Source organism: Pseudocitrobacter sp. 2023LY-00077 (genome assembly GCF_055796175.1).
This window is the reverse complement of sequence record NZ_JBSPEI010000022.1, coordinates 24,970-51,458: the sequence shown is the minus strand read 5'-3', so window position 1 is coordinate 51,458 and position 26,489 is coordinate 24,970. Positions and strand designations below refer to the sequence as shown.

Here is a 26,489-nt window from a genome sequence, read left to right as displayed (position 1 = left end):
GAGCAAACGATAATTTTCTTTAAAAAGGCACTAGACAGCGGGGTAGGAAGTCCGTAATATCCGACCCCGCAACGGCGCTAAGCGCCCGTAGCTCAGCTGGATAGAGCGCTGCCCTCCGGAGGCAGAGGTCTCAGGTTCGAATCCTGTCGGGCGCACCACTTACCCGGTGCTGGAGCTGCGGTGGTTTTGATAACCGCGTAAAAGATTTGCAGTGGTGGCTATAGCTCAGTTGGTAGAGCCCTGGATTGTGATTCCAGTTGTCGTGGGTTCGAATCCCATTAGCCACCCCATTATTTAAAAGTTGTGACAATGCGAAGGTGGCGGAATTGGTAGACGCGCTAGCTTCAGGTGTTAGTGTTCTTACGGACGTGGGGGTTCAAGTCCCCCCCCTCGCACCACGACTTTAAAGATTGAACTAAAAATTCAAAAAGCAGTATTTCGGCGAGTAGCGCAGCTTGGTAGCGCAACTGGTTTGGGACCAGTGGGTCGGAGGTTCGAATCCTCTCTCGCCGACCAATTTTGAACCCCGCTTCGGCGGGGTTTTTTGTTTTCTGCGCCTCTGTACTTCCCTCGTTTTCCTTCAATACCCTGATTACTATGATGTAAATCTGCCTGCTGACAGTTTGAGCAGAAAATTCCCAATCCTTAATAAAGTAGATGTCTTTGTGTCAAAGTGTGTGCAATAATGCGCGCCGTAGATGCTCATTCCATCTCTTATGCTCGCCTTCTGGCCTCATAAACTCAGGAATGACGCAGAGCCGTTTACGGTGCTTATCGTCCGATGACAGATGTCGCTCAGGCCTCATCAGACACCATGGACATAACGTTGAGTGAAGCACCCATTGTTGTCATAAAGACCTGTTTTAACGCCTGCTCCTGTGAGCAGGCGTTTTTTTATGGATAAAAAAAGGGGGCCCGATGGCCCCCTGAAGCAGTGATTATTGCGGCGGGTTATTTTGCAACGTCAGCATCAACCCATCGCGGCGCATGGCCGCTGCCTCTTCCGGTTTTTTCAGACGGTCAAGCGTGTCGGCAAGCCAGGCGTAGTCGAAGGCATCGGGACGTTGTTTAAGCGCGGCGCGGAATGCAATGCTGGCTTCCTGCCACTCGCCGTGTTTCATCAGCGACTGGCCCAGCGTGCTCCACAGCAGCGGGCGATCGCCCACGCTCTTGATCTGCTGGCGCAGCATTTTTTCCAGCTGTTCCGGGTTATTGGTACGCAGGCGAGGAATCAGCATCACCAGGCGGTCGTCATACTGACGTTTCAGCCCGTCGATGATGATCTGCTGCGCGGTATCATGATCGTCACACTCAATTAAGTGCTCCGCCATGGCCACCTGAAGCGGCACTTCGTGGCGAGTTTTACGGCTCTGATTTTTCCACCAGTTCCGCAACCCTTCGCTTCCTTCGTCAGCACGCGCTTTATCCATTAAGCCAATCCACGCCTGTTGCTCCAGCGCCGCGCGATGAGCTTCATCGCCCACGTTCGCTTTCGCCATCGACGGGATGATGTCCAGCAGCGAGCTCCAGGCGCCGGTACGGATGTAAGCCTGCTCGGCGAGACGTAGGACTTCCGGATGACGCGGCGTAATTTCCAGTAACTTATCGATGCCGTGGCGAGCGGCGTGATCTTCATTACGTGCCAGCTGTAAACGCACGCGGGTGATTTCGACCGGAATCAAATCGTTGCCGGCATTCTCTTCCGCGCGTTGCAGATGCTGGTTGGCACGCGCTTCATCACCGCGCTGTTGAGCGGCCTCGGCGGCCAGCAGATAGTTAACCACCGGCTGTTCTGCGTGATCGGCATTTTTCGCCATCAGCTTCTCAACCTGCTGATAATCACCTTCTGCCAGTTTGAGCAGCGCCTGTTCCGTTTGCTTACGCGCGCGGCGACGTTTGCGGCCCACGAACCAGCCGCGCGTATGCGCACCGGTGCGGAAAATGCGGCGCAGCACCCATTCGAGGGCAAACAGCACCACCATGATAAGGATCATGATGATCACTAACCCGGTGACGCTGGTTTCTACGTTGTAGTTATCCGTTTGGATCAGGACGTAACCCTGGTGCCCGGCGATCATCGGGCCGACGACGATCCCGGCGATCAACAGTGCGAAGAGTAATAAGACTTTCAACATAATTACTCTCCTTGAGGCGCGGCAGGGGCGGGCGCGGGCGTTTCAGCCTGTGGAGCCGGTGCCGCCGCAGCGGGCTGCGCCATCAGATTACGCACGCGCGTCTGCATCAGTTTTTCCAGAATCGGCTGGCTTTGCAGTGTTTCCGGCACGTTCATGGTGATGCTCTGCTGGCTGAGTTTGTCCACGTCATCGAGGAAGCTTTTGGTGGTGGCATCGTCGGTGTCGTAGTAGGCGCGAACCCACGTCGAGACGTTATCCAGCGCCTGTTTGTAAGTCTCTTCCTGATGACGCGGTACAGCCTGTGCTGCAACCAACAGACGCGAGCGAATGTTTTCGCGCAGGTAAACGTCCTGATTGGGCGCTAACAGCGGCACGGCGGTTTCATCACGACGGCGGATGGTGATAAAGCTGTCCATAAAGTTCTGCCAGCTTTTTTGCAGATTTACCCGCCACTCGCCAATTGAGCTGGAGAGCTCATCGCTATCGGAATCCATCGGGGAATCATCGGTGTTGTTATCCGCCAGACGCAGGTTATCCACCTGATTCGCCAGCTGATTCACTTTCAGGATGATGCCATCGTAGTCCACCTGAGAAACCGCGCCCAGGCTGGCGATATCTTCGGTGATGGCGCGACGGGCGCTAATCAGACTTGGGTCGTTCATGTCGGCCAGACTGGCGTCGGCGCTTTTCAGCAGCGCGGCGGAGGTGGTGACATCCTGATCGCTCCACAGCTTGCGGCCAGCCAGCTTCACGAGGAAGTCGGACTGTGCCAGCAGCCAGGTTTTCGCATCGGTACCGGAGATGGCCGCTACCTTTTGCTGCACTTCATCCAGCTGCTTCGCCAGCGTATCGCGTTGGTTCTGCGCCTCGGCAAGCTGTGCGGCCTGCTGTTTCAGCAGAGTGTCGAATTGCGTTTTCTGGTCGTCCTGCGCTTTTTGCAGCGCGACGAGTTGATTCGCCAGCGTGTCATTGGCGGTGGTTTGATTTACGGCCTGCTGTTTTCCCCAGCCATACAGACCCACGCCCGCCGCCAGCGCAATAGCGATCGCCACGGCGCTCAGCACCAGGCTGGTTTTCGCGCCGCCGGTTTTCTTTTCGGCGTCAGTGGGTTTTTGTGCTTCTGGCTGTGGCATGGTCTCCACGGCCTCCCTGGTCTCTTCAACCACGGCGGAGTTTTCTTTTTGATCCGTCATTATGGCTTCCAGTTTTGAAGTTATTGTAGTGCGCGCAGCAGCGCATCGTTGTCAGCGCTATCGGCAACCTGAATTTCCTGCCAGCCCAGCTCCCGGGCCAGTTGTGCAAGACGCTCACTGACAACCAGCAAACGGCAGCGCAGCAGCCAGTGCTCGCGATACCATTGCGGAATGAGTGCCCAAAGTTGGTGTAACATTTCCCCGCTGGTGACGACGAGAGTCGACACCTCACGTTTCTGCCAGCGCATGGCTTCTTCCGCGCCATCATAATGGACAGCGCTGCGTTGATAACATTCACAGAATGTGACTTCAGCGCCGCGTGCGGCCAGCGTTTCGCCTAACAGTTCACGCCCGCCATTGCCACGTAAGATGAGCGCTTTCTTACCCGCAATATTTTGTAATTCAGGTAATTGTAGCAAGACTTCGCTGATTTCCCGATCCAAAGGATACCGTACCTGGCAGCCGCTCACCTGATGCAACGCCAGCGCGGTGCTGCGCCCAATGGCGAAACAGGCCGCCTGCTGCGGCCAGCGCTGGCCCTGTTGCTGCAATTGAGACTGGGCAAATGACACAGCGTGCGGCGATAACGCGAAGAGCAAATCGTCAGAGCTTAGGGCGTTCAGTGCGGGAGAGAGGCGCGCAAGTTCGCGACCGGGGGTGATTTCAATCAGTGGAAAGCTCCAGGCCACTCGCCCCAGTGCGCGCAAACGGCTCACTAATTCTTCTCCTTTTGGAGACGGGCGGGTGACCAGGATACTCATTCGGGCTTCTCTCCGTTGTAGACGGCGGTGAGGATCTCGCGCGCACCGTTGTTCAACAGTTCCTCAGCGAGCTCAACGCCCATGCGTTCAGCGTCTTCCGGCTTGCCGCGTCGTTCGCCGCGCACCATCTGTGAACCATCCGGCGCGCCAACCAGCGCACGCAGCCACAGTTCGCCGTCAGTCAGTTCGGCGTAGCTGCCAATCGGCACCTGACAGCCGCCTTCCAGACGCGTGTTCATGGCGCGTTCCGCCTGTACGCGCGTGGCCGTTTGCGCATCGTTAAGCGGTGCCAGCAGCGTCCGCGTAACGTCATCATCCAGGCGACATTCGATGCCGACGGCACCCTGGCCGACAGCCGGTAATGATTGCTCAGGCGGCATCGCCTGTCGAATGCGATCGTCAAGTTTCAGACGTTTCAGACCGGCGACGGCCAGAATAATGGCGTCGTAATCGCCGTTATCCAGTTTTCCAAGACGCGTGCCGACGTTACCGCGCAGCGAACGAATCTCTAAATCGGGACGATATTCCGCAATCTGGCACTGGCGACGCAGGCTGGAGGTGCCGACGATGCTGCCTGTCGGTAAATCGTCCAGCGAGGCATAGTGGTTAGAGACGAATGCATCGCGCGGATCTTCACGCTCGCAAATGGTCACCAGCCCCAGGCCTTCAGGGAAATCGACGGGAACATCTTTCATGGAGTGAACGGCGATATCGGCCCGGTTTTCCAGCAATGCCAGCTCAAGCTCTTTTACAAAGAGCCCTTTACCGCCCACTTTTGCCAGCGGGGTATCAAGGATCACATCGCCGCGCGTCACCAGCGGCACGAGTTCAACCGTCAGCCCTGGATGACAGGCCATCAGGCGGTCTTTAACATAGTGTGCCTGCCAAAGTGCAAGAGGACTTTGGCGTGTGGCAATTCTCAAAACTTTGTCTAACATGCTTGTTACCGTCATTGTCGTCCACGGCCCATCCTAACATTGTTGCTTTAATGATGTTAGTTTTCACGGTGTTTGCGCAATGTCTGGGTTGCCCGTATTTTCTGGAAGTTTCCAATATAGACCTAAACGTATTGTGGAATTTACAGATAACAAACGGTGCTACACTTGTATGTAGTGCAACTTTCTTTACGGTCAACCAGCAAGGTGTTAAATTGATCACGTTTTAAACCATTTGTTCGTCCGCACCACCATAATCATAAGGACGGGCGACAAAGGCCACGATTCTTGTTGAAATTCTAAAAACCTCCGTACTTCCCTTCACGGGCGCTACGCCAGGTTTTGAACATCAGGCGATATGTCTTGTACCTCTATATTGAGACACTGAAACAGAGACTGGATGCCATCAATCAACTGCGTGTGGATCGCGCGCTTGCTGCCATGGGACCTGCTTTCCAACAGGTTTACAGTCTGCTGCCGACATTATTACATTATCATCACCCACTGATGCCGGGTTACCTCGACGGTAACGTTCCCAAAGGCATTTGCCTCTACACGCCTGATGAAACCCAACGCCACTACCTCGACGAACTTGAACTGCACCGTGGTATGCCGCCGCAGGCCTCGCCAAAAGGCGAGCTGCCGATAACCGGCGTCTACTCAATGGGCAGCACCTCGTCCGTTGGGCAAAGCTGCTCTTCTGACCTCGATATCTGGGTTTGTCACCAGTCCTGGCTCGATAACGACGAACGTCAACTTCTGCAACGCAAATGCAGCCTGCTGGAAAGCTGGGCCGCTTCGCTGGGCGTGGAAGTCAGCTTCTTCCTGATCGACGAAAACCGCTTCCGTCATAACGAAAGCGGCAGCCTGGGCGGCGAAGACTGCGGCTCCACGCAGCACATCTTGCTGCTGGACGAATTTTATCGCACTGCCGTGCGCCTCGCGGGGAAACGTATTCTGTGGAATATGGTGCCGTGCGAAGAAGAAGAGCATTACGACGACTACGTCATGACGCTCTACGCGCAGGGCGTGCTGACGCCGAACGAGTGGCTCGACCTTGGCGGGTTGAGTTCGCTGTCGGCGGAAGAGTACTTTGGCGCCAGCCTGTGGCAGCTGTATAAGAGTATCGACTCACCGTACAAAGCGGTGCTGAAAACTCTGCTGCTGGAAGCCTACTCCTGGGAATATCCCAATACGCGCCTGCTGGCGAAAGATATCAAACAGCGCCTGCATGATGGCGAGATCGTTTCATTTGGTCTCGACTCCTACTGCATGATGCTGGAACGCGTTACCGACTATCTCAAAGCGATTGACGATGATACGCGTCTTGACCTTGTACGCCGCTGCTTCTATCTGAAAGTGTGCGAAAAGCTGAGCCGCGAACGCGCGTGCGTCGGCTGGCGTCGTGAAGTGGTCAGCCAACTGGTGAAAGAGTGGGGCTGGGACGAAGCGCGTCTCGCCATGCTGGATAACCGGGCAAACTGGAAAATCGATCAGGTGCGCGAAGCGCACAACGAATTGCTCGACGCGATGATGCAGAGCTACCGTAACCTGATCCGTTTCGCGCGTCGCAACAACCTGAGCGTCTCCGCCAGCCCGCAGGATATCGGGGTACTGACCCGTAAACTGTACGCGGCGTTTGAAGCGCTGCCGGGCAAAGTGACGCTGGTGAACCCGCAGATTTCACCGGATCTTTCCGAGCCGAACCTGACCTTCATCCACGTGCCGCCGGGCCGTGCCAACCGTACCGGTTGGTATCTCTACAACCGCGCGCCGAATATGGAATCGATTGTCAGCCATCAGCCGCTGGAATATAACCGCTATCTTAATAAGCTGGTGGCATGGGCCTGGTTTAACGGCCTGCTGACCTCACGCACCCGCCTGTTTATTAAGGGCAACGGTATTGTCGACCTGGCAAAATTGCAGGAGATGGTGGCGGATGTTTCCCATCATTTCCCATTACGCCTGCCTGCGCCGACACCAAAAGCGCTTTACAGCCCGTGTGAAATTCGCCATCTGGCGATTATCGTTAACCTGGAATATGACCCAACGGCGGCTTTCCGCAATCAGGTCGTCCATTTCGACTTCCGTAAGCTCGATGTCTTCAGCTTTGGCGAAGAACAAAACTGCCTCGTCGGCAGCGTTGACCTGCTGTATCGCAACTCGTGGAACGAGGTGCGTACGCTGCACTTCAACGGCGAGCAGGCGATGATTGAAGCGCTGAAAACGATTCTCGGCAAAATGCACCAGGACGCCGCTCCGCCGGATAGCGTGGAAGTTTTCTGTTACAGCCAACATCTGCGCGGCCTGATTCGTACCCGCGTCCAGCAGCTGGTTTCGGAATGTATCGACCTGCGCCTTTCCAGCACGCGCCAGGAAACCGGGCGCTTCAAAGCGCTACGCGTCTCCGGCCAAACCTGGGGCCTGTTCTTCGAACGCCTGAACGTCTCGGTGCAGAAACTGGAAAACGCCATCGAATTCTATGGCGCTATCTCGCACAACAAACTGCATGGTTTGTCGGTGCAGGTGGAAACCAACCACGTCAAACTGCCGCAGGTGGTGGATGGCTTTGCCAGCGAAGGGATCATTCAGTTCTTCTTTGAAGATTCCGGCGAAGAGCAGGGCTTTAACATCTATATCCTGGATGAAACCAACCGCGCGGAAGTGTATCACCACTGTGAAGGTAGCAAAGAGGAGCTGGTGCGCGACGTCAGCCGCTTCTACTCGTCTTCGCACGATCGCTTTACCTACGGCTCAAGCTTTATCAACTTCAACCTGCCGCAGTTCTACCAGATTGTGAAAGTTGATGGCCGCGCGCAGGTTATTCCTTACCGCAGCCAGGAGATTGGCACGATCCCGCCGAGTAATCAGGATAACGACGCGCCGCTGTTGCAGCAGTATTTTTCGTAATACCGGATAGCAATACCTGTCGGTTTTCCCGCCACGCACTTCACGCAGACTTCATTTTACCACCCTAAAGTTACTCTCTGTGATTTAACCACGGAGAGGGCTTTATGGGGCGCGAGTTATTTTTTGTCTGGCTGGGGATGCTGGCGGTGTTGACCAGCCTTATTTATCTATTCTCTGGCGGACGGTTTCGGATCTTGTGGGGAGGATGTTTATTCTCTTTTTGCGTTAGTTTGGTGCTCTTTATGATATGGCCGCAATCCTTTTTTTGGAGCAATCTGTTCTGGAATAGCAAACCCAATGAGTGTTCTGATTTGGCCATCGTTGATGGGAGTAGCCCGCTTCATTGTGAATTGGGCTGGTGGTTTATTGAGGCAGGTTTGTTCTTTTTTATTCTTGCTGTGCTCACAGGCTTTATTGCTGCCACGATAAAATATTACGCCCGATTACGAGGCTAGCCAATTTATCGCCACGCACTTCACGCAGACTTCATTTTTCCGCATTACTGTCACTCTGAAACGGATCGGGAGGATAGAATAATGCGTAACGGTTTCGGCGGTGACGCGCTATGCGCCATTCTGGGGGTTATCGTCGTGATAATCTGCTTTTATCTTGTATGCTTTGATAAACGTTTCCGCTTTGTATGGGGTGGGCTTTTGTTATTGTTTTGCGCCAGTGTGGTGAGCTTTGGCATATGGGACGCATCTTACTGGGGACGGTGGGGGGAAGAATGTCTCGGCTTAGATGTGATAATCTCCTGCGACAATTACCATTTTCTATACACATTGGGTTGGTGGCTTTATTGTATCGCGATTCTGCTTTTTATTGCCTCAGGGTGGGTCAGAATCGTTTTTGCTGTCGTGAGCGCATGCGCCGGATGGCGACGCTAGCGCGTCTTATCCGGCCTACGGATCGCATTGGTGGGCCGGATAAGACGCAGCCGCATCCGGCAATAAAACTCAGCGGAAACTCACTGCTTCACCCGCCTGATGCGTCGCCGCCTGCTCCAGTAAATCCCAGAAGGTTTCGCCGCTGCGATCGCAAATCCACTCATCGCCTTTCAGGTCAAAATGGTAGCCGCCCTGCTTGGTCGCCAGCCACACCTGATGCAGCGGCTCCTGACGGTTGATAATGATTTTGCTGCCGTTCTCAAAACTGATGGTCAGCACGCCGCCGTTGATTTCGCAGTCGATATCGCTGTCGCCATCCCAGTCGTCCAGACGCTCTTCAATGGTCATCCACAGGGTGTCGGCAAGGCGATGAAATTCACTGTCGTTCATTGTTGTATCCTGTTTTTAAGTGATGGCGGCAGTATAGCGGCATGGGGTCAGGGCTTCAAAGTTTGCTCAATGTCTGGTGTTTTGCGGCACTCTTCCTCCGTCTTCAAGATGATGATGTCATCATTGGATGAAAACATGTTCTGATTCAAATTACGTGTCTTTGCCGGACAGGGCGATGCGGTTCGATAAAGTTGGCTGCCGATCCAGGTATAAACATAGCGATTGTCATAAGCGAAACGTTCGGTGGTCTTCAATGGTCCATCAATAGCAAAAATTTGAATATCGTCGCGTAAACGGGAAGAGCGCATAAAGTAGCCATGGTCTTTCCCGGCGTTAATTCGTTGGTTCAGGAAAGGTGCAGAAGAGTCGAGCGTTAGAGTTTCCAGTGTGTCTTCACCAAAAGGAGACAATTTTGCAATGTACAGATGATTTTTGTACTGCGCGACACGATCGGTGATGGGAAGAAATGCTTTTGGGTCAATATCGGGGAGTTTCTCCCATTGACTCCATTGCTGGTCTGTAGAGCGAAGCTTACGCCAGCTAACATCGGTTTCGCCGACGAGAAAAGCGCTTTCGCCATCAGAATATTGAGCAATGTTAACGGATGAGTTATAGGGGATTCCCGTTGGAATAAACGCACCATCTTCAAGAAGTCTGCCGTCCAACTCTCCACTACGGTAGTCTGCCCAGTAGCCATAACCTGAATGTTCGATTTCCCATTTCACCCGCACGGCTTTGGTATTGGGTGTTGGGTAGCGCCACAGCTGTGAGCCATCGAATGCGTAAACATAACGATCGTCGTGTGCATACCATTTCTTGTAATGGGGGCTATCGCTAAGGTGAGCCTCATGCTCGTCAGGAACACGATAATCCATCAGGATAAGCGGCCCGGAAGACTCGAATACCTGGAGGCCATCTTCTTCTTCACCATTAGCTGGTAATTTGGTCAATAAATAGCCGTGAGTTCTTCCCGCGTTAAAGCGTTTATCTATCACCAAACCAGGATTATCCAGCGTGACGATATCCAGCCTATTTTCGCCAAATTCCGTTTTTTTGATGGTGTACAGCTTGTCCTGATACTGCGCGACGGTATTACTAAGAGGGTGAAATTGTTCTGGATCGAGGCCGGGTAGGACTTCTTGCTGGCATTCTGGCCCTTTGCGCCATGAAACATAGTGTTCCTGTAAATTGAACGCTGCGCAGCTATTTGCCCTATCTTTGTCCAGATTTCCCTGACTCAGCACCTCTCGGTGCAGGCCGCTTTTATCTCGCCAGCTCAATAACGAACCGGGCATCCAGCGCACGACAGTAAATGTCTCTGGGTCGGCTTTAAGCTGTTCGCCATTGATTATGATTTTGGTCCGTGTACGGGCTAATGTATCCCAGGGGCCAAATGGTACAGCAACGCAGGGGTTAAACTCGGCGTAAAACTTTCCTCGCCGATCCCTGGACTTCTGCGCCAGCACGCGGAAACTCTCGGGGTCAGCGAGGCGATGCCCATCAACATATAAGAAATTAGCGTCACGTAATATCAGCCCCAGAAAGTCAGGTTTCCAGGGGGAACGGAATTTAACCTTCTGCAGCGTATTGATATCTAAACTATTTTCTCCGCCATTGTCATCGGTGCGCTTGCCTTCGAAATAGAGACTGTGTTTATCCGCGGCAAAATCACCCCATGCCTTGAACGAGGCGACATCGACGGGAGGTTTGTCTGGCGGGTTTTGCACAACTTTACCCGCATAGAGAATATTGCGACCATCGCTATGCCAGGAATAATGAGGATACCAGGCCTGTGCGCCCTCATAGAGGTAGTCGGTTGTCAGATCGGTCAGAGGCGGTTCTATATACCATTCGTCCAGTGTTGCCGGGTCTATTAATAAATTGGGTAACCGACGCAATCTCTTGTAATTCACGCCAGGAAGAGAAAGATTTGTTTCCTGATAAGGGCGCAGGTAAACCACGCCTTTGCCTTGTTTCTGGTAAATATTATGCTCAGGCGCGGAAAGTTTACATCCCCATGCCGATGATAAGAACAATGAACAAGACAACAAACAAACCACGTTTAGATATCGCATAAAGCCATCCTGGCGAGGCACACCACCCACAAAACCCCAAGTAAACCCTATTCCCCAACCTGAATACGTTACAATCATGACAATCCGCTGCTTTTCGGATTCCATAAAGAGATGCTAAACGCTTGCTTTTACGCCTTCTCCTGCGATGATAGAAAGCAGAAAGTCTTGAACTACAGGTACCCTGGAATGAAGAACATTTTCCGACCGCTGGCCGTGTTGGCTGTGCTGTTTAGCCTTACCGGTTGCGGCCTTAAAGGCCCGCTCTATTTCCCACCGGCTGATAAAACGGCGCCAACGCCGACTAAACCCGTGGATAGCCAGATCCAAACGGATTCGCCGGATCGTAACGATCGCGGTGACGACGGCGGCCCGACGCAAGTCAACTATTGATATCACCGTTCTGTTCCGCGTAACTGGAGTAGATAATGCAGTTCTCTAAAATGCATGGCCTTGGCAACGATTTTATGGTCGTCGACGCGGTGACGCAGAATGTGTTTTTCTCGCCGGAATTGATTCGTCGTCTGGCGGACAGGCATCTGGGCGTCGGCTTCGACCAACTGCTGGTCGTCGAGCCGCCTTACGATCCCGATCTCGATTTCCACTATCGCATCTTTAATGCCGACGGCAGCGAAGTGTCGCAATGTGGCAACGGGGCGCGCTGCTTTGCGCGTTTCGTGCGTCTGAAAGGCCTGACCAATAAACGTGATATTCGCGTCAGCACCGCCAACGGGCGTATGGTATTAAGTGTGACAGATGACGATCTGGTTCGCGTGAATATGGGCGAGCCGAACTTCGAACCTTCGCAGGTGCCGTTCCGCGCCAACAAAGCGGAAAAGACCTATATTATGCGAGCGGCCGAGCAGACAGTATTGTGCGGCGTGGTCTCAATGGGTAACCCGCACTGCGTGATTCAGGTCGATGATGTTGAAACGGCGGCGGTTGAGTCGCTGGGCCCGGTGATGGAAAGCCACGATCGCTTTCCGGAACGCGCCAACATCGGTTTTATGCAGGTGGTTAAACGCGATCACATCCGTTTGCGCGTCTATGAGCGCGGCGCGGGTGAGACGCAGGCTTGCGGCAGCGGCGCTTGTGCGGCGGTGGCTGTGGGTATCCAGCAGGGGCTACTGGACGAAGAGGTTCGCGTGGAGTTACCGGGCGGACGTCTGGATATCGCCTGGAGAGGCCCGGGTCAACCGTTGTATATGACTGGCCCGGCGGCACACGTCTATGACGGATTTATTCACTTATGAAACAAGTCGGGGAAGAACAGCAGGAAGCATTAAGCGCGCTCGACGATCGCGCCGTCGTGGATTATCTGTTGCAACATCCTGAATTCTTTATACGTAATGCCGCGGTTGTGGAACAGATGCGTGTTCCACACCCGGTGCGCGGTACGGTGTCGCTGGTTGAGTGGCACATGGCGCGCGCGCGTAATCATATTCATACGCTTGAAGAGAACATGTCGCTGCTGATGGAGCAGGCCACGGCCAACGAAGGGCTGTTCTACCGTTTGCTGCATCTGCAAAATCGCCTGGCGAGCGCGGAAAGTCTCGACGATTTGCTGTTGCGCTTTCACCGCTGGGCGCGCGATCTGGGCCTTGCGGGCGCATCAATACGTCTCTTTGCCGATCGCTGGCGTTTGGGCGCGCCGTCGAAATACACCCAACTGGTGCTGTCGCGCCAGGCGTTTGAACCGCTGCGTATTCAGCGTCTTGGTCAGGAGCGCCACTATCTGGGCACGCTGAACGGCCCTGAGCTGCTGGTGGTGCTGCCGGAAGCGAAAGCCGTTGGGTCGGTGGCGATGTCGATGATGGGCAGCGACGCTGACCTCGGCGTGATTCTGTTTACCAGCCGCGATGCGCATCACTATGAAGCCGGGCAGGGTACGCAGCTTCTGCAGGAAGTGGCGCTGATGCTGCCAGGTCTGCTGGAGCGCTGGATTGAGCGCGCATGAATGACGAACTTCTCTCTGCGGCAGTAACGCGTTTTCTGCGTTATCTGGGCGTCGAGCGCCAGCTTAGCCCGATTACGCTTCTCAATTATCAGCGTCAGCTTGATGCCATCATTGAACTGGCCCAGCAGATGGGCCTGAAGCGCTGGCAACAATGTGATGCTGCCATGGTGCGCAGCTTTGCCACCCGCAGCCGCCGAAAAGGGCTGGGGGCGGCCAGCCTGGCGTTACGCTTGTCGGCGTTGCGCAGCTTTTTTGACTGGATGGTGAGCCAGGGCGAGCTGCCCGCGAATCCGGCAAAAGGGATCTCCGCGCCAAAAGCCCCGCGCCATCTGCCGAAAAATATCGACGTTGATGACGTCAATCGCCTGCTGGATATCGATATTAACGATCCGCTGGCGGTACGCGACCGCGCGATGCTGGAAGTGATGTACGGCGCCGGTCTGCGTCTTTCTGAACTGGTGAACCTGGATATCAAACATCTCGACCTCGACACCGGGGAAGTGTGGGTGATGGGCAAAGGCAGCAAAGAGCGCCGCCTGCCCATTGGCCGCAACGCGGTGGCGTGGATTGAGCATTGGCTCGATTTACGTGGGCTGTTTGGTAGCGACGATGACGCGCTGTTTCTTTCCAAACTGGGGAAACGTATCTCGGCGCGTAACGTCCAAAAGCGGTTTGCCGAGTGGGGTATCAAGCAGGGCCTGAACAGTCACGTGCATCCGCACAAACTGCGTCACTCATTTGCGACCCACATGCTGGAGTCGAGCGGCGATCTGCGCGGTGTGCAGGAGCTGTTGGGGCACGCCAATCTCTCGACCACCCAAATCTATACCCATCTTGATTTTCAACACCTCGCCTCGGTGTACGATGCCGCGCATCCACGCGCTAAACGGGGGAAATAATGCGTTTTTACCGACCACTGGGCCACATCGCCGCACTGACGTTTGACCTGGACGACACCCTGTACGACAACCATCCGGTGATTGATCGCACCCAGCAGGAATCGCTGGCATTTGTGCGCAGCTATCATCCGGCACTGCGCCATTTCGAAAACCGCGATTTACAGCAACTACGCGACGCGCTGCGCAAAGCGGAGCCGGAAATTTATCACGATGTCACCGAATGGCGTCGCCGCGCACTGGAACTGGGCATGCTCAACGCGGGCTTAACCGCGCAGGAAGCGGCGATTGGCGCAAATGCGGCGATGGCCAATTTCGCGCAATGGCGCAGCCGAATTGATGTTCCGCAGGAAACGCACGATACGCTGGCAAAGCTTGCGGAAAAATGGCCGCTGGTGGCGATCACCAATGGTAATGCCCAGCCGGAGCTGTTTGGCCTGAACGATTATTTTAAGTTTGTGCTGCGCGCCGGGCCAGATGGGCGCTCGAAGCCGTTTGCCGATATGTATCATCTGGCCGCTGAAAAGCTGGATGTGCCGCTTAGCGCCATTCTGCATGTGGGCGATGACCTGACGACGGACGTCGCGGGCGCGATTCGCAGCGGGTTACAGGCATGCTGGATCAAACCGCAAGATGCAGACCTGATGCAGGTGGCTGATAGCCGTTTACTGCCGCATATCGAAATTTCCCGGTTGGCATCGCTGACCTCGCTGATATAATCCTCAATAGTTCTGTATAAAATTCCAGGGGTTTTGGCGGATGGCGCTACGCTTATCCGCCCTACGGTAACGTAGGCCCGGTAAGCGAAGCGCCACCGGGCATTTCGCAGTTTATCTATTCTTAACGCGGCGGTGCCATCAATGGACGTTTCTTACCTGCTCGACAGCCTTAATGACAAACAGCGCGAAGCCGTCGCCGCTTCGCGCACCAACATGCTGGTGCTGGCTGGGGCGGGCAGTGGTAAGACGCGCGTACTGGTTCACCGTATCGCCTGGTTGATGACCGTGGAAAACTGCTCGCCGTATTCCATTATGGCGGTAACGTTTACCAACAAAGCGGCGGCGGAGATGCGTCACCGTATCGGGCAACTGATGGGCACTACGCAGGGCGGCATGTGGGTCGGCACCTTCCACGGGCTGGCGCACCGCTTACTGCGCGCGCACCACCTGGACGCCAATCTGCCGCAGGATTTTCAAATCCTTGATAGCGAAGACCAACTGCGCCTGCTGAAACGCCTGATCAAAGCGATGAACCTCGATGAGAAGCAGTGGCCGCCGCGTCAGGCGATGTGGTACATCAACAGCCAGAAAGACGAAGGGCTGCGTCCGCACCACATCCAAAGCTACGGCAACCCGGTTGAACAAACCTGGCAGAAAGTTTATCAGGCTTATCAGGAAGCGTGCGACCGCGCAGGGCTGGTGGATTTCGCCGAACTGCTGCTGCGCGCGCATGAACTGTGGCTTAACAAGCCGCACATTCTTCAGCACTATCGCGAGCGCTTCACGAATATCCTGGTGGACGAATTCCAGGATACCAACAACATTCAATACGCGTGGATCCGCCTGCTGGCGGGCGACACCGGTAAAGTGATGATCGTCGGCGATGACGACCAGTCAATCTACGGCTGGCGTGGTGCGCAGGTGGAAAATATCCAGCGCTTCCTCAACGATTTCCCCGGTGCCGAAACTATCCGTCTGGAGCAGAACTACCGTTCTACCAGCAATATTCTGAGCGCGGCGAACGCCCTGATTGAGAACAATAACGGTCGTCTCGGTAAAAAACTGTGGACTGACGGTGCCGACGGCGAACCTATCTCGCTCTATTGCGCCTTCAACGAACTCGACGAAGCGCGTTTTGTGGTTAACCGTATCAAAACCTGGCAGGACAACGGCGGCGCGCTGGATCAGTGTGCCATTCTCTATCGTAGCAACGCCCAGTCGCGCGTGCTGGAAGAGGCGTTACTGCAGGCGAGCATGCCGTACCGTATTTACGGCGGTATGCGCTTCTTCGAACGTCAGGAAATCAAAGATGCGCTCTCGTATCTGCGCCTGATTGCCAACCGCAACGACGACGCGGCGTTTGAGCGCGTGGTGAACACGCCGACGCGCGGCATCGGCGATCGCACGCTGGATGTGGTGCGCCAGACCTCGCGCGATCGTCAGCTTACGCTGTGGCAGTCGTGCCGCGAGCTGTTGCAGGAAAAAGCGCTGGCAGGACGCGCGGCGAGCGCATTGCAGCGCTTTATGGAACTGATTGACGCGCTGGCCCAGGAAACGGCGGATATGCCGCTGCACGTGCAGACAGACCGCGTGGTGAAAGACTCCGGCCTGCGCATGATGTACGAGCAGGAAAAGGGCGAGAAGGGACAGACGCGAATCGAAAACTTAGACGAACTGGTGACGGCGACGCGCCAGTTCGCGTACAACGAAGAAGACGAAGATTTAATGCCGTTGCAGGCGTTTCTGTCTCATGCCGCGCTGGAAGCGGGCGAAGGGCAGGCGGACACCTGGCAGGACGCGGTGCAGCTGATGACGCTGCACTCGGCGAAAGGGCTGGAATTCCCGCAGGTGTTTATCGTCGGCATGGAAGAGGGCATGTTCCCGAGCCAGATGTCGCTGGAAGAAGGTGGGCGTCTGGAAGAGGAGCGCCGTCTGGCCTACGTTGGCGTGACGCGTGCGATGCAGAAACTGACGCTGACCTACGCCGAAACGCGCCGCTTGTACGGTAAAGAGGTCTATCACCGTCCGTCGCGCTTTATCGGCGAGCTGCCGGAGAACTGCGTGGAAGAGGTACGCCTGCGCGCCACCGTCAGCCGCCCGGTAAGCCATCAGCGCATGGGGACGCCAATTTCCGAAAATGACACCGGTTATAAACTCGGCCAGCGCGTGCGCCACGCTAAGTTTGGCGAAGGTACTATCGTCAATCTTGAAGGCAGCGGCGAGCACAGCCGCTTGCAGGTCGCGTTCCAGGGGCAGGGGATCAAATGGCTGGTTGCGGCATACGCCAAGCTGGAAACAGTCTAACTGTCCGAAAAGTATCGTTATTTTCTGAGAGTCTGCTAGCCTTACAGTGAATGAGGTAAATCTTACCATTTAGCATTCCGTTGCGTGTTGACGCGGTTTTTTTGCTGGCGTAACATGCGCGCACGATTACGCTAAGAGGACAAATGCCTTGGACACACCCAGTAGATGCTGGCTCACTCTCCTGTCATTCAGGAACAACTCCTAAGGCTATCCTCTTATGCTGATAGCCTTAGCGGTTGTCGGCGACTCGTGTCATTTCCCCGTCGCAATGAGTCAGGCTGTTTAATGGTCTGAAACCCAATTTGTTTCTGTGTGCCCACCGGCTGTCCGATAATTTTTTGCATTGGGAGTCCCGGTCATGCTGAGCGCATTTCAACTGGAAAAAAATCGTTTAACGCGTCTTGAAGCGGACGAAATCAGCCATCTCGCCAGCTCGGTGTGGGTTGATTTAGTCGAACCCGACGATGAAGAACGAAACCGTGTGCAAAAGGAATTGGGCCAGAACCTGGCCACGCGCCCTGAACTGGAAGACATCGAAGCATCCGCGCGTTTCTTTGAAGACGAAGACGGTTTGCACATCCACTCCTTCTTCTTCTATGAAGATGCAGACGATCACGCAGGTAACTCCACCGTGGCGTTCACCATCCGCGAAGGGCGACTCTTCACCCTGCGCGAACGTGAGCTGCCGGCGTTTCGTCTTTATCGCATGCGTGCCCGTAACCAGTCGATGGTTGACGGGAATGCTTATGAGCTGCTGCTCGATCTCTTTGAAACTAAGATTGAACAGCTGGCGGATGAAATTGAAAACATCTACAGCGATCTGGAAAAACTCAGCCGTGTCATCATGGAAGGTCATCAGGGCGATGAATATGACGAGGCGCTTTCCACGCTGGCAGAACTGGAAGATATCGGCTGGAAGGTGCGTTTGTGTCTGATGGATACCCAGCGCGCGCTTAACTTCCTGGTGCGTAAAGCGCGTTTACCGGCGGTGCAGCTGGAGCAGGCGCGTGAAATTCTGCGAGATATCGAATCCCTGCTGCCGCACAACGAATCACTGTTCCAGAAGGTCAACTTCCTGATGCAGGCGGCGATGGGCTTTATTAACATCGAGCAGAACCGCATCATTAAGATCTTCTCGGTGGTTTCCGTGGTCTTCCTGCCGCCGACGCTGGTAGCCTCCAGCTATGGGATGAACTTCGAGTTTATGCCGGAGCTGAAGTGGAGCTTCGGCTACCCAGGCGCGATTATCTTTATGATGCTCGCCGGGCTGGCGCCATATCTGTACTTTAAACGCAAGAACTGGCTGTAAGTTCGTTGCCTGATGGCGCTGCGCTTATCAGGCCTACTTCCCCGTTCAAACATAACGCCAAAACCCAGGCCGGATAAGGCGAAGCCGCCATCCGGCACACGGTTATCCCCGACGTCCCCGCCGCTGCGTATACACCGCATCCATAATAAAGATCGCCAGTGCTACCCAGATAAAGGCAAATGTCACCATTTTATCGGCACCCGGCGTTTCACCGTAGAAGGTCACCGCCAGGATAAACATCAGGGTTGGGCCGATATACTGGAAGAAGCCCAGCGTCGATAAGCGTAAACGGGTTGCCGCACCAGTGAAACAGAGCAACGGAATCGTCGTCACCACGCCTGCGGCAATCAGCAGCAGATTCAGCGACAAACTGTTGCTGCCCATATGGCTGGTCGCGCTGTCGGCAATGCCAAACAGATAAATGGCCGCGACCGGCAGCAGCCACAGGGTTTCAAATAGCATGCCGGTTTGCGCATCGACAGCGATTTTTTTGCGCACCAGGCCATAGAAGGCGAAGCTGAATGCCAGACCCAGAGCGATGATTGGCAGTGAGCCGAACGTCCAGAGCTGTACCAGCACGCCGCAGGCAGCGAGGGCCACAGCCAGCCACTGCATCCGGCGGAAGCGCTCACCGAGGAACAGCATCCCCAGTAGAATATTCACCAGCGGGTTAATAAAGTAACCCAGGCTCGCTTCCAGCATATGGTGATTGTTCACCGACCAGATAAACAGCAGCCAGTTACCGCCAATCAGCACGGCGGAGAGCGCCAGCATGAAGATTTTCTTCGGCGTTTGCAGCAGCGCTTTCACCGCCGACCACTGACGGCTGATGCTGATCAGCGCCACCATGAAGAAGAAGGACCAGATCACGCGGTGCGTCAGAATCTCATCGGCAGGCACATAGTAGATAAGTTTGAAGTACGCCGGAGCGATACCCCAAATAAAATAGGCGGCGAGGGCGAGAAGCACGCCCTGCCGCGTCTGTTTGGCATCCATCGGAGTCATCCGTTACAAAAAAGTAAACTGATTTTACCCGATTTTACTGTTTATCCCACCATATATGTCGCGGTCGCGCTGGCGATGTGGACCTGCTCTTCGTTGTGCAGCTCCACGCGCGCGACGGCGACTTTGTTGCCTGCGCGCAGCAGGGTGCTGGTGGCGGTGAAGCGGTTGCCGCGCCCCGGCCGTAAATAATCAACGCGTAAATCGATGGTACCCATCCGTGAGAGACGCTGACGCAGCTCTTCTTCGTTGATGGTGTCGTGGCGCGTCAATGTACTGCCGACGCAGACCAGGCCTGCCGCGACATCCAGCGCTGAAGCGATCACACCGCCGTGCAGAATACTTTGCGCCCAGTTACCCACCATCATCGGCTGGTTATTAAAGTTGAGTTTGGCGAAGTCTTTTTCATAACGTTCCAGCTCCAGGCCAAGCGCCCGGTTGAACGGCATGTGATAAACAAAGATTTCACCGACCAGCTTCAGCGCGGCATCGGCAGTGAGTTCAGAAGACATAACAACCCTTTCATTCGTTAACGAAATGTTGATTTTATGCCTATGAAATGTTGTTTTCTACATTAGGAATGGATTACTGAGCATTAAATGCTTAAGTATGTAAAATGAATGACATTCAAGCATTCACTATATGAATTTATTTGTTCAGGAGAACATGACTGATGCAGCTCACCCGGAGTTGGTTATTGGCGGCAGTGCTGCCTGTTTCAGCGTTCGCGCAGGAAGCGACAATTAAATCGGTTCACGACACGCCTGCTGTAAAAGGCAGTATCATGGCTAACCTGCTGCAGGAACATGATAATCCCTTCACGCTTTATCCTTATGAAAGCAACTACCTGCTTTACACCTGGACCAGCGATCTCAATAAAGAAGCGATCAGTTCCTACGATTGGGCCGAGCACGCGCGCAAAGATGAAGTGAAGTTTCAGCTCAGCCTGGCCTTCCCGTTATGGCGCGGCATTCTGGGTGATAACTCGGTGCTGGGCGCATCGTATACCCAGCGTTCCTGGTGGCAGTTGTCGAACAGTGGTGAATCTTCGCCGTTTCGCGAAACCAACTATGAACCGCAGCTGTTCCTTGGCTTTGCCACCGATTACTCATGGGAAGGCTGGACGTTGCGCGACGTGGAATTTGGTTTCAACCATGATTCAAATGGTCGCTCAGACCCCACGTCTCGTAGCTGGAACCGTCTCTATACGCGCCTGATGGCGCAAAATGGCAACTGGCTGGTCGAGGTGAAACCCTGGTATGTGGTGGGGAACTCCAACGATAACCCGGATATCACCAAATATATGGGCTACTATCGTCTGAAAGTCGGTTATCAACTGGGTGACGCGGTACTGAGCGCGCAGGGCCAGTACAACTGGAACACCGGTTACGGCGGCGCGGAAGTGGGCGTCAGCTATCCTATCAGCAAGCACGTTCGCCTTTATACCCAGGTTTATAGCGGCTACGGCGAATCGCTGATTGACTACAATTTCAATCAAACGCGTGTGGGCGTGGGTGTCATGCTTAACGATCTGTTTTAACGCGGGCTTTCCCATGATGTTGCGAGCATGGCCGAAGGAATTCGTCTAAAACGTTGCAGTTTAGAACGCAGGCGCTGAAAATAGCGCCTGTTTTTATTTTTTCGGTAAACGGAATCAATGTGGCACAGGCGGAAGTATTGAATCAGGAATCGCTGGCTAAACAGGTTTTGCAGGAAACCTTTGGCTACCAGCAGTTCCGCCCGGGCCAGGAAAACATTATTGATACCGTGCTGGAAGGGCGCGATTGTCTGGTGGTTATGCCGACAGGCGGCGGCAAGTCGCTCTGTTATCAAATCCCGGCGCTGGTGCTGAATGGCCTGACGGTGGTGGTATCGCCGCTGATCTCGCTGATGAAAGACCAGGTCGATCAGCTTACCGCCAACGGCGTGGCGGCGGCCTGCATCAACTCAACGCAGAGCCGCGAGCAGCAGCAGGAAGTGATGGCGGGCTGTCGTAGCGGGCAGATTCGCCTGCTCTACATCGCTCCGGAACGCCTGATGCTGGATAACTTCCTGGAGCATCTCGCCCACTGGAATCCGGTGATGCTGGCGGTCGATGAAGCGCACTGTATTTCGCAATGGGGCCATGATTTCCGCCCGGAATATGCGGCATTAGGCCAGCTGCGTCAGCGCTTCCCGGCGCTGCCGTTTATGGCGCTTACCGCCACGGCTGACGACACGACGCGTCGCGACATTGTTCGCCTGCTGGGGCTGAACGACCCGCTTATTCAAATCAGCAGTTTCGACCGCCCCAACATTCGCTACATGCTGATGGAGAAGTTCAAGCCGCTCGATCAACTGATGCGTTACGTGCAGGAGCAACGCGGCAAGTCCGGCATTATCTACTGTAACAGCCGCGCGAAGGTGGAAGACACCGCCGCACGCCTGCAAAGCCGGGGTATTAGCGCCGGCGCGTATCACGCCGGGCTGGATAACGCCGTGCGGGCAGAGGTGCAGGAAAAATTCCAGCGTGATGACCTGCAAATCGTGGTTGCCACCGTGGCGTTCGGGATGGGGATCAACAAACCCAACGTGCGCTTTGTCGTGCACTTCGACATTCCGCGTAATATTGAATCCTACTATCAGGAAACGGGCCGCGCCGGGCGCGATGGCCTGCCTGCGGAAGCGATGCTGTTTTACGATCCGGCAGATATGGCATGGCTGCGCCGTTGCCTTGAAGAGAAACCCGCCGGGCCACTACAGGATATCGAACGGCATAAGCTCAACGCGATGGGCGCGTTTGCCGAGGCGCAAACCTGCCGCCGTTTGGTGTTGCTGAACTATTTTGGCGAAGGGCGTCAGGAGCCGTGCGGTAACTGCGATATCTGCCTCGACCCGCCAAAGCAGTACGATGGGTTGAATGACGCACAGATCGCGCTCTCGACGATTTATCGGGTGAATCAACGCTTCGGGATGGGGTACGTGGTGGAAGTGATTCGCGGCGCCAACAACCAGCGTATTCGCGAGTTTGGCCACGATAAACTCAAGGTCTACGGCATGGGGCGTGAAAAGAGTCATGAGCATTGGGTGAGCGTGATTCGCCAGTTGATTCATATGGGCTTTGCGATGCAGAACATCGCCCAGCACTCCGCCTTACAGCTCACCGACGCCGCGCGGCCCATTGTTCGTGGTGAGATGCCGCTGATGCTGGCGGTACCGCGCATTGTCGCCCTGAAACCGCGCGTGATGCAGAAAGCCGCAGTGGGCAATTATGACCGTAAACTGTTTTCCAAACTGCGCAAGCTGCGTAAAGCCATCGCCGATGAAGAGAACATCCCGCCTTACGTGGTCTTCAACGATGCGACACTGATTGAAATGGCGGAGCAGATGCCGGTTTCCGCCAGCGAAATGCTCAGCGTCAACGGCGTGGGGATGCGTAAACTGGAGCGCTTTGGTAAAGAGTTTATGGCGTTGATCCGCGCACATGTGGATGGCGACGATGATGAGTAGTCAACCGCGCTAAAAAGTGCCAATATGGTTACTCACTGAATTATTCCCCGCGAGTACGTTATGTTAACTCTGTTTCTGACAGTGGCGCTGGTGCACATCATTGCGTTGATGAGCCCGGGCCCGGACTTCTTTTTCGTGTCGCAGACCGCGATCAGTCGCTCCCGCAAAGAAGCGATGATGGGCGTACTCGGCATTACCTGTGGCGTGATGGTCTGGGCGGGCGTGGCGCTGCTTGGTCTGAACCTGATCATCGAAAAAATGGCGTGGCTGCACACCATTATTATGGTCGGTGGTGGCCTGTACCTGTGCTGGATGGGTTACCAGATGCTGCGCGGTGCGCTGAAAAAAGAGAATCACGCCGCACCGGAACCGCAGGTTGAGCTGGCGAAAAGTGGCCGCAGTTTTATGAAAGGGCTGCTGACCAACCTGGCGAACCCGAAAGCGATTATCTATTTTGGCTCTGTGTTTTCACTGTTCGTTGGTGACAATGTCGGTGCAGACGCACGCTGGGGGATTTTCCTGATGATTATCCTCGAAACCCTCGCCTGGTTTACCGTGGTGGCGAGCCTGTTCGCGCTGCCGACCATGCGTCGTGGCTACCAGAAAGCAGCGAAGTGGATCGACGGCTTTGCCGGCACGCTGTTCGCGGGCTTCGGCATTCATTTGATTATTTCGCGCTAACCCATTGACCCACTCCGAACCTATCGGGGTGGGTTACCGCTTTAGTGCTGAAGCTGCTTAAGGTCATCCTGCGAAAGGCCAGTCATTTCCATGATGGTCTGAAAATCAAACCCGCGTTGCAGCATGGTTTTCGCGACGTCGAGAAGGGCGAGTTGCTTACCTTCTTTACGGCCTTCCCGTATTCCATCACTCAATAATTTTTCCGCCAGAGTCATCAGTTCTTCTCCATGTTGCGGCACGCGCTGTGCCAGCCCATACAGTAATGTTTGAACGTCTTTTTCTTCACCTGCCAGCATCATGTATTTTACCAGGGTGCGGATTTGTTGTCCGCTCATCTGCTCTAACGTCAATAGCTGCGCCAGTTTATCCAGCAACGTCGCCATGTCGCGCTGGCGGATATGCTTCTGAACCAGCGTCAGAGCCGCCATGCTGCGGTGCTGCATGATTTCGTCATCGGGGATCAGGGTGATGTCGACCAGGGGAAATGCGTGAAAATAGAGCTCGCGCGCGGTGTCCGGATCCGGAAAAGCATCGAGCCAGTTCATTGACCAGGGGTAAGGGCTGCGCTTGCCCTGATAAAACAGAATCGGGATCACCAGCGGCAGGGTTTTGTTCCCGGCTTCCAGATGACGCTGCATGGTGGCAATGGCATAGCGCAGCAAACGAAAGGCCATGTTCTCATCTGGTGAGCTTTGGTGCTCAATCAGAACATACACATACCCGCTTCCCTTACTGGTTTCCAGCGAATAGAGCACGTCGTTGTAATACTGGCGGAGATTCTCTTCTACAAAACTGCTGGCTTCCAGATGGAGCGTGTCGAGGCGGCAGAGGTTTACCAGCGCAGGGGGCAGGTGAATTTCCATAAAGTCGCGCGCCGTTTCTGGCCGGGATAAGAATGCTTTAAAGACTGCATCATGAGGAGTGGTTGCATCCGCCATTTTTCATCATCCATGTGTGAAATCTGGCGGCATTCTGGCACTGAGATGAGCGCGGTAACAGCGCGAAAATAAAGTTTCAGCGCAGGTTCCGAGCTTTCTCGAATGCGGGTGTTAACGTCTTTTCCCGTTCACTAAAATTTGCGGGCACGCTTCCATTTCACGCATGCCTCGCCGATGCCAGCAGCGCGCCAACCAGCATAAACAACGAACCAAAGACTTTGTTCAGCGCCTTCATCTGGCGTGGGCCTTTAATCCAGCTCGCGATTCGCTGGGCGAGGGTGGCATAGCCAATCATCACAATAATATCGACCACAATGGTGGTGATGCCGAGCACCACATACTGCATCACCTGCGGTTGATGGGGCACGATAAACTGCGGGAACAGCGCCGCCAAAAAGACGATGCTTTTCGGGTTGGTCAGATTCACAAACACCGCGCGTCGATAGAGTTTTGAGCGTGACTGCGATTGCGCGAGGGTGTTGAGGTCAATTGCCCCCGCCGCGCGCCATTGCTGGATGCCGAGCCAGATAAGATAGGCTGCGCCCGCCCATTTCAGCACTTCGAAAGCGAGCACGGAACGGGAGAACAGCGTCCCCAGGCCAACGCCAACCAGCACGATATGAATCGCGAGCCCGGTCTGTAACCCGGCGATGGAGGCGACCGCGCCGCGATAGCCGTGGCTGATGGATGTGGTCATGGTATTGATCGCGCCGGACCCCGGCGAAAGGCTGAGAATTATGGATGTCAGCAGGTAGGCGAACCACCACTCAAAGGTCATGAGAATCTCCCTGGTTATCTGTTTTTTATGCCACAATACGCTATTGTATGAGTGTTGTGTCAGGCCTCACAAAAAAACGATTTTCAGCGGTTAGCAGGGGTGGAAGCCCGATGTTTCAGCAGCAAAAGGACTGGGAAACAAGAGAAAACGCGTTTGCCGCGTTTGCGATGGGGCCGCTGACGGATTTCTGGCGTCAGCGCGAAGAAGCGGAATTTCGCGGCGTGGATAACGTTGCGGTGCGCTTCGTGCGTTTTTGCTCTGCGCATCACGATCGCGTGGTGGTCATTTGCCCAGGCCGTATCGAAAGCTACGTGAAGTATGCCGAACTGGCCTACGACCTCTTCCACAGTGGGTTTGATGTATTAATTATCGACCACCGTGGGCAGGGGCGTTCAGGCCGAATGCTGTCGGATACCCATCGCGGTCATGTGGTAAAATTCAGCGACTACGTTGACGATCTGGCGGCATTCTGGGAACAGGAGGTCGCGCCCGGTCATTGGCGTAAGCGGTTTATTCTCGCGCACTCAATGGGCGGCGCGATTGCCACGCTTTTTTTGCAGCGTTATCCGCATCAGTGTGACGCACTCGCGCTTTGTGCGCCGATGTTCGGTATTATCATGCGCCTGCCGGAATGGATGATCCGTCATATTCTCGATTGGGCTGAGGGCCATCAGCGTCTACGGGAAGGGTATGCCATTGGCACCGGGCGCTGGCGAGCGCTGCCGTTTAGCCTTAACGTTCTGACGCACAGCCGTCAGCGTTATCGGCGTAACCTGCGCTTTTATGCCGATGAGCCGCGTCTGCGCGTGGGCGGTCCCACCTATCACTGGGTTCGCGAGGGGATTATTGCCGGTGAGCAAATCATCGCCGGTGCGCCCCACGATACGCTACCGACGCTTATCATTCAGGCGGAAGAAGAGCGTGTGGTGGATAACCGCATGCATGACCGTTATTGTGAACTTCGCTCCATGGCGGGGCATCCCTGTGAAGGGGGTAAACCGCTTGTCATACAGGGCGCGTACCATGAGATCCTTTTTGAAAAGGACGCCATGCGCTCGGTCGCACTCAATGCTATCGTCGATTTTTTCTATCGACACACTTAAACCGGCATTTATGCCGCCAGGCTTAAAGGT

General features: G+C 54.8%; 24 protein-coding genes and 4 tRNA genes. 18 read left to right on the top strand and 10 right to left on the bottom strand.

Annotated elements, in window-relative coordinates:
- The first annotated feature begins 81 nt into the window (after window positions 1–81).
- The 4 genes from ACWWFX_RS22130 (at window position 82) to ACWWFX_RS22115 (ending at window position 516) form a co-directional block, all read left to right on the top strand.
- Window positions 82–158 (top strand) — tRNA-Arg (locus ACWWFX_RS22130).
- Between the two features lie 56 nt (window positions 159–214).
- Window positions 215–290: transfer RNA gene (locus ACWWFX_RS22125), tRNA-His, on the top strand.
- A gap of 21 nt (window positions 291–311) precedes the next feature.
- Window positions 312–398 (top strand) — tRNA-Leu (locus tag ACWWFX_RS22120).
- Between the two features lie 41 nt (window positions 399–439).
- Window positions 440–516: transfer RNA gene (locus ACWWFX_RS22115), tRNA-Pro, on the top strand.
- A gap of 422 nt (window positions 517–938) precedes the next feature.
- On the opposite strand, the gene hemY is transcribed toward ACWWFX_RS22115, so the two are convergent.
- From hemY to hemC, 4 genes are read right to left on the bottom strand one after another with little or no spacing between them, the layout of a single operon-like run.
- On the bottom strand, window positions 939–2,135 hold the full coding sequence (hemY, locus tag ACWWFX_RS22110; RefSeq protein ID WP_456146699.1) for a protoheme IX biogenesis protein HemY: 1,197 nt from the start codon (window positions 2,133–2,135) through the stop codon (window positions 939–941).
- 2 nt (window positions 2,136–2,137) lie between these two features.
- Window positions 2,138–3,328: a uroporphyrinogen-III C-methyltransferase gene (hemX, locus tag ACWWFX_RS22105; protein WP_473224788.1), complete on the bottom strand. Its 1,191-nt coding sequence runs from the start codon at window positions 3,326–3,328 to the stop codon at window positions 2,138–2,140.
- A gap of 20 nt (window positions 3,329–3,348) precedes the next feature.
- Complete coding sequence (hemD, locus tag ACWWFX_RS22100; protein WP_473224787.1) at window positions 3,349–4,089, bottom strand: uroporphyrinogen-III synthase; 741 nt, start codon at window positions 4,087–4,089, stop codon at window positions 3,349–3,351.
- On the bottom strand, window positions 4,086–5,027 hold the full coding sequence (gene hemC, locus ACWWFX_RS22095; RefSeq protein ID WP_473224786.1) for a hydroxymethylbilane synthase: 942 nt from the start codon (window positions 5,025–5,027) through the stop codon (window positions 4,086–4,088). Before hemC ends, hemD begins: the two co-directional genes overlap by 4 nt.
- Window positions 5,028–5,387: 360 nt before the next feature.
- Here hemC and cyaA point away from each other — a divergent pair, with 360 nt between their 5' ends.
- Together cyaA and ACWWFX_RS22085 are read left to right on the top strand one after the other, a co-directional pair.
- Window positions 5,388–7,934, top strand: a complete 2,547-nt coding sequence (gene cyaA / locus ACWWFX_RS22090; RefSeq protein ID WP_276223113.1) for a class I adenylate cyclase — start codon at window positions 5,388–5,390, stop codon at window positions 7,932–7,934.
- A gap of 104 nt (window positions 7,935–8,038) precedes the next feature.
- Window positions 8,039–8,389, top strand: coding sequence for a hypothetical protein (locus ACWWFX_RS22085; RefSeq protein WP_473224785.1), 351 nt, complete (start codon window positions 8,039–8,041; stop codon window positions 8,387–8,389).
- Between the two features lie 501 nt (window positions 8,390–8,890).
- Here ACWWFX_RS22085 and cyaY read toward each other — a convergent pair.
- Entirely contained in the window at window positions 8,891–9,211 is a 321-nt protein-coding gene (gene cyaY / locus ACWWFX_RS22080; protein WP_276223111.1) for an iron donor protein CyaY, read from the bottom strand.
- Window positions 9,212–9,258: 47 nt separating this feature from the next.
- On the bottom strand, window positions 9,259–11,286 hold the full coding sequence (locus ACWWFX_RS22075) for a hypothetical protein (RefSeq protein ID WP_473224802.1): 2,028 nt from the start codon (window positions 11,284–11,286) through the stop codon (window positions 9,259–9,261).
- 186 nt (window positions 11,287–11,472) lie between these two features.
- Between ACWWFX_RS22075 and lptM the strand changes: the two genes are divergently transcribed.
- The 8 genes from lptM to corA all read left to right on the top strand — a co-directional run bounded on the left by lptM (window position 11,473) and on the right by corA (window position 18,468).
- Window positions 11,473–11,676, top strand: coding sequence for an LPS translocon maturation chaperone LptM (gene lptM, locus ACWWFX_RS22070; RefSeq protein WP_015966433.1), 204 nt, complete (start codon window positions 11,473–11,475; stop codon window positions 11,674–11,676).
- Window positions 11,677–11,711: 35 nt separating this feature from the next.
- Window positions 11,712–12,536: a diaminopimelate epimerase gene (gene dapF / locus ACWWFX_RS22065; RefSeq protein WP_015966432.1), complete on the top strand. Its 825-nt coding sequence runs from the start codon at window positions 11,712–11,714 to the stop codon at window positions 12,534–12,536.
- Complete coding sequence (locus tag ACWWFX_RS22060) at window positions 12,533–13,240, top strand: DUF484 domain-containing protein (RefSeq protein ID WP_015966431.1); 708 nt, start codon at window positions 12,533–12,535, stop codon at window positions 13,238–13,240. The genes dapF and ACWWFX_RS22060 overlap by 4 nt, the downstream gene beginning before the upstream one ends.
- Window positions 13,237–14,139, top strand: a complete 903-nt coding sequence (gene xerC / locus ACWWFX_RS22055) for a tyrosine recombinase XerC (RefSeq protein WP_149464884.1) — start codon at window positions 13,237–13,239, stop codon at window positions 14,137–14,139. The genes ACWWFX_RS22060 and xerC overlap by 4 nt, the downstream gene beginning before the upstream one ends.
- On the top strand, window positions 14,139–14,855 hold the full coding sequence (gene yigB, locus ACWWFX_RS22050) for a 5-amino-6-(5-phospho-D-ribitylamino)uracil phosphatase YigB (RefSeq protein ID WP_276223101.1): 717 nt from the start codon (window positions 14,139–14,141) through the stop codon (window positions 14,853–14,855). The genes xerC and yigB overlap by 1 nt, the downstream gene beginning before the upstream one ends.
- A 141-nt stretch (window positions 14,856–14,996) precedes the next feature.
- Window positions 14,997–17,159, top strand: coding sequence for a DNA helicase II (uvrD, locus tag ACWWFX_RS22045; RefSeq protein ID WP_015966428.1), 2,163 nt, complete (start codon window positions 14,997–14,999; stop codon window positions 17,157–17,159).
- A 148-nt stretch (window positions 17,160–17,307) separates the two neighbouring features.
- Window positions 17,308–17,364 carry a YsgD/CorL family protein gene (gene ysgD, locus ACWWFX_RS22040; RefSeq protein WP_350435819.1) on the top strand — a complete coding sequence of 19 codons (57 nt, stop codon included), beginning with the start codon at window positions 17,308–17,310 and terminating at the stop codon, window positions 17,362–17,364.
- Window positions 17,365–17,517: 153 nt separating this feature from the next.
- Window positions 17,518–18,468 carry a magnesium/cobalt transporter CorA gene (corA, locus tag ACWWFX_RS22035; RefSeq protein WP_015966427.1) on the top strand — a complete coding sequence of 317 codons (951 nt, stop codon included), beginning with the start codon at window positions 17,518–17,520 and terminating at the stop codon, window positions 18,466–18,468.
- Between the two features lie 102 nt (window positions 18,469–18,570).
- Here the strand turns inward: corA and rarD are convergent, their stop codons facing one another.
- Together rarD and yigI are read right to left on the bottom strand one after the other, a co-directional pair.
- Entirely contained in the window at window positions 18,571–19,464 is an 894-nt protein-coding gene (gene rarD, locus ACWWFX_RS22030) for an EamA family transporter RarD (protein WP_473224784.1), read from the bottom strand.
- A 50-nt stretch (window positions 19,465–19,514) separates the two neighbouring features.
- Window positions 19,515–19,982 (bottom strand): acyl-CoA thioesterase YigI, encoded by a 468-nt coding sequence (gene yigI, locus ACWWFX_RS22025; RefSeq protein WP_149464887.1) that lies wholly within the window; start codon window positions 19,980–19,982, stop codon window positions 19,515–19,517.
- A 161-nt stretch (window positions 19,983–20,143) separates the two neighbouring features.
- Here yigI and pldA point away from each other — a divergent pair, with 161 nt between their 5' ends.
- From pldA to rhtC, 3 genes are all read left to right on the top strand, one after another.
- A complete protein-coding gene (gene pldA, locus ACWWFX_RS22020; protein WP_015966424.1) occupies window positions 20,144–21,010 on the top strand; it encodes a phospholipase A in 867 nt (288 codons plus the stop codon).
- A gap of 119 nt (window positions 21,011–21,129) precedes the next feature.
- Window positions 21,130–22,959, top strand: coding sequence for an ATP-dependent DNA helicase RecQ (gene recQ, locus ACWWFX_RS22015; protein ID WP_276223094.1), 1,830 nt, complete (start codon window positions 21,130–21,132; stop codon window positions 22,957–22,959).
- A gap of 60 nt (window positions 22,960–23,019) precedes the next feature.
- Complete coding sequence (rhtC, locus tag ACWWFX_RS22010; protein ID WP_015966422.1) at window positions 23,020–23,640, top strand: threonine export protein RhtC; 621 nt, start codon at window positions 23,020–23,022, stop codon at window positions 23,638–23,640.
- Between the two features lie 41 nt (window positions 23,641–23,681).
- On the opposite strand, the gene ACWWFX_RS22005 is transcribed toward rhtC, so the two are convergent.
- Both ACWWFX_RS22005 and rhtB read right to left on the bottom strand, forming a co-directional pair.
- Window positions 23,682–24,578, bottom strand: a complete 897-nt coding sequence (locus ACWWFX_RS22005) for an Rpn family recombination-promoting nuclease/putative transposase (protein ID WP_473224783.1) — start codon at window positions 24,576–24,578, stop codon at window positions 23,682–23,684.
- A 157-nt stretch (window positions 24,579–24,735) separates the two neighbouring features.
- Entirely contained in the window at window positions 24,736–25,356 is a 621-nt protein-coding gene (gene rhtB / locus ACWWFX_RS22000) for a homoserine/homoserine lactone efflux protein (protein ID WP_108476899.1), read from the bottom strand.
- A gap of 110 nt (window positions 25,357–25,466) precedes the next feature.
- Here rhtB and pldB point away from each other — a divergent pair, with 110 nt between their 5' ends.
- Window positions 25,467–26,459, top strand: coding sequence for a lysophospholipase L2 (gene pldB, locus ACWWFX_RS21995; RefSeq protein WP_276223088.1), 993 nt, complete (start codon window positions 25,467–25,469; stop codon window positions 26,457–26,459).
- The last annotated feature ends 30 nt before the right edge of the window (window positions 26,460–26,489 follow it).

Coding starts and splice junctions, on each gene's coding strand:
- ACWWFX_RS22085 (WP_473224785.1), top strand. CDS start 8,039: ATGGGGCGCGAGTTATTTTTTGTCTGGCTGGGGATGCTGGCGGTGTTG.
- hemC (WP_473224786.1), bottom strand. CDS start 5,027: ATGTTAGACAAAGTTTTGAGAATTGCCACACGCCAAAGTCCTCTTGCA.
- xerC (WP_149464884.1), top strand. CDS start 13,237: ATGAATGACGAACTTCTCTCTGCGGCAGTAACGCGTTTTCTGCGTTAT.
- yigI (WP_149464887.1), bottom strand. CDS start 19,982: ATGTCTTCTGAACTCACTGCCGATGCCGCGCTGAAGCTGGTCGGTGAA.
- cyaY (WP_276223111.1), bottom strand. CDS start 9,211: ATGAACGACAGTGAATTTCATCGCCTTGCCGACACCCTGTGGATGACC.
- pldB (WP_276223088.1), top strand. CDS start 25,467: ATGTTTCAGCAGCAAAAGGACTGGGAAACAAGAGAAAACGCGTTTGCC.
- hemD (WP_473224787.1), bottom strand. CDS start 4,089: ATGAGTATCCTGGTCACCCGCCCGTCTCCAAAAGGAGAAGAATTAGTG.
- ACWWFX_RS22005 (WP_473224783.1), bottom strand. CDS start 24,578: ATGGCGGATGCAACCACTCCTCATGATGCAGTCTTTAAAGCATTCTTA.
- dapF (WP_015966432.1), top strand. CDS start 11,712: ATGCAGTTCTCTAAAATGCATGGCCTTGGCAACGATTTTATGGTCGTC.
- rhtC (WP_015966422.1), top strand. CDS start 23,020: ATGTTAACTCTGTTTCTGACAGTGGCGCTGGTGCACATCATTGCGTTG.
- hemX (WP_473224788.1), bottom strand. CDS start 3,328: ATGACGGATCAAAAAGAAAACTCCGCCGTGGTTGAAGAGACCAGGGAG.
- yigB (WP_276223101.1), top strand. CDS start 14,139: ATGCGTTTTTACCGACCACTGGGCCACATCGCCGCACTGACGTTTGAC.
- lptM (WP_015966433.1), top strand. CDS start 11,473: ATGAAGAACATTTTCCGACCGCTGGCCGTGTTGGCTGTGCTGTTTAGC.
- ACWWFX_RS22075 (WP_473224802.1), bottom strand. CDS start 11,286: ATGCGATATCTAAACGTGGTTTGTTTGTTGTCTTGTTCATTGTTCTTA.
- hemY (WP_456146699.1), bottom strand. CDS start 2,135: ATGTTGAAAGTCTTATTACTCTTCGCACTGTTGATCGCCGGGATCGTC.
- pldA (WP_015966424.1), top strand. CDS start 20,144: ATGCAGCTCACCCGGAGTTGGTTATTGGCGGCAGTGCTGCCTGTTTCA.
- ACWWFX_RS22060 (WP_015966431.1), top strand. CDS start 12,533: ATGAAACAAGTCGGGGAAGAACAGCAGGAAGCATTAAGCGCGCTCGAC.
- rarD (WP_473224784.1), bottom strand. CDS start 19,464: ATGGATGCCAAACAGACGCGGCAGGGCGTGCTTCTCGCCCTCGCCGCC.
- corA (WP_015966427.1), top strand. CDS start 17,518: ATGCTGAGCGCATTTCAACTGGAAAAAAATCGTTTAACGCGTCTTGAA.
- uvrD (WP_015966428.1), top strand. CDS start 14,997: ATGGACGTTTCTTACCTGCTCGACAGCCTTAATGACAAACAGCGCGAA.
- rhtB (WP_108476899.1), bottom strand. CDS start 25,356: ATGACCTTTGAGTGGTGGTTCGCCTACCTGCTGACATCCATAATTCTC.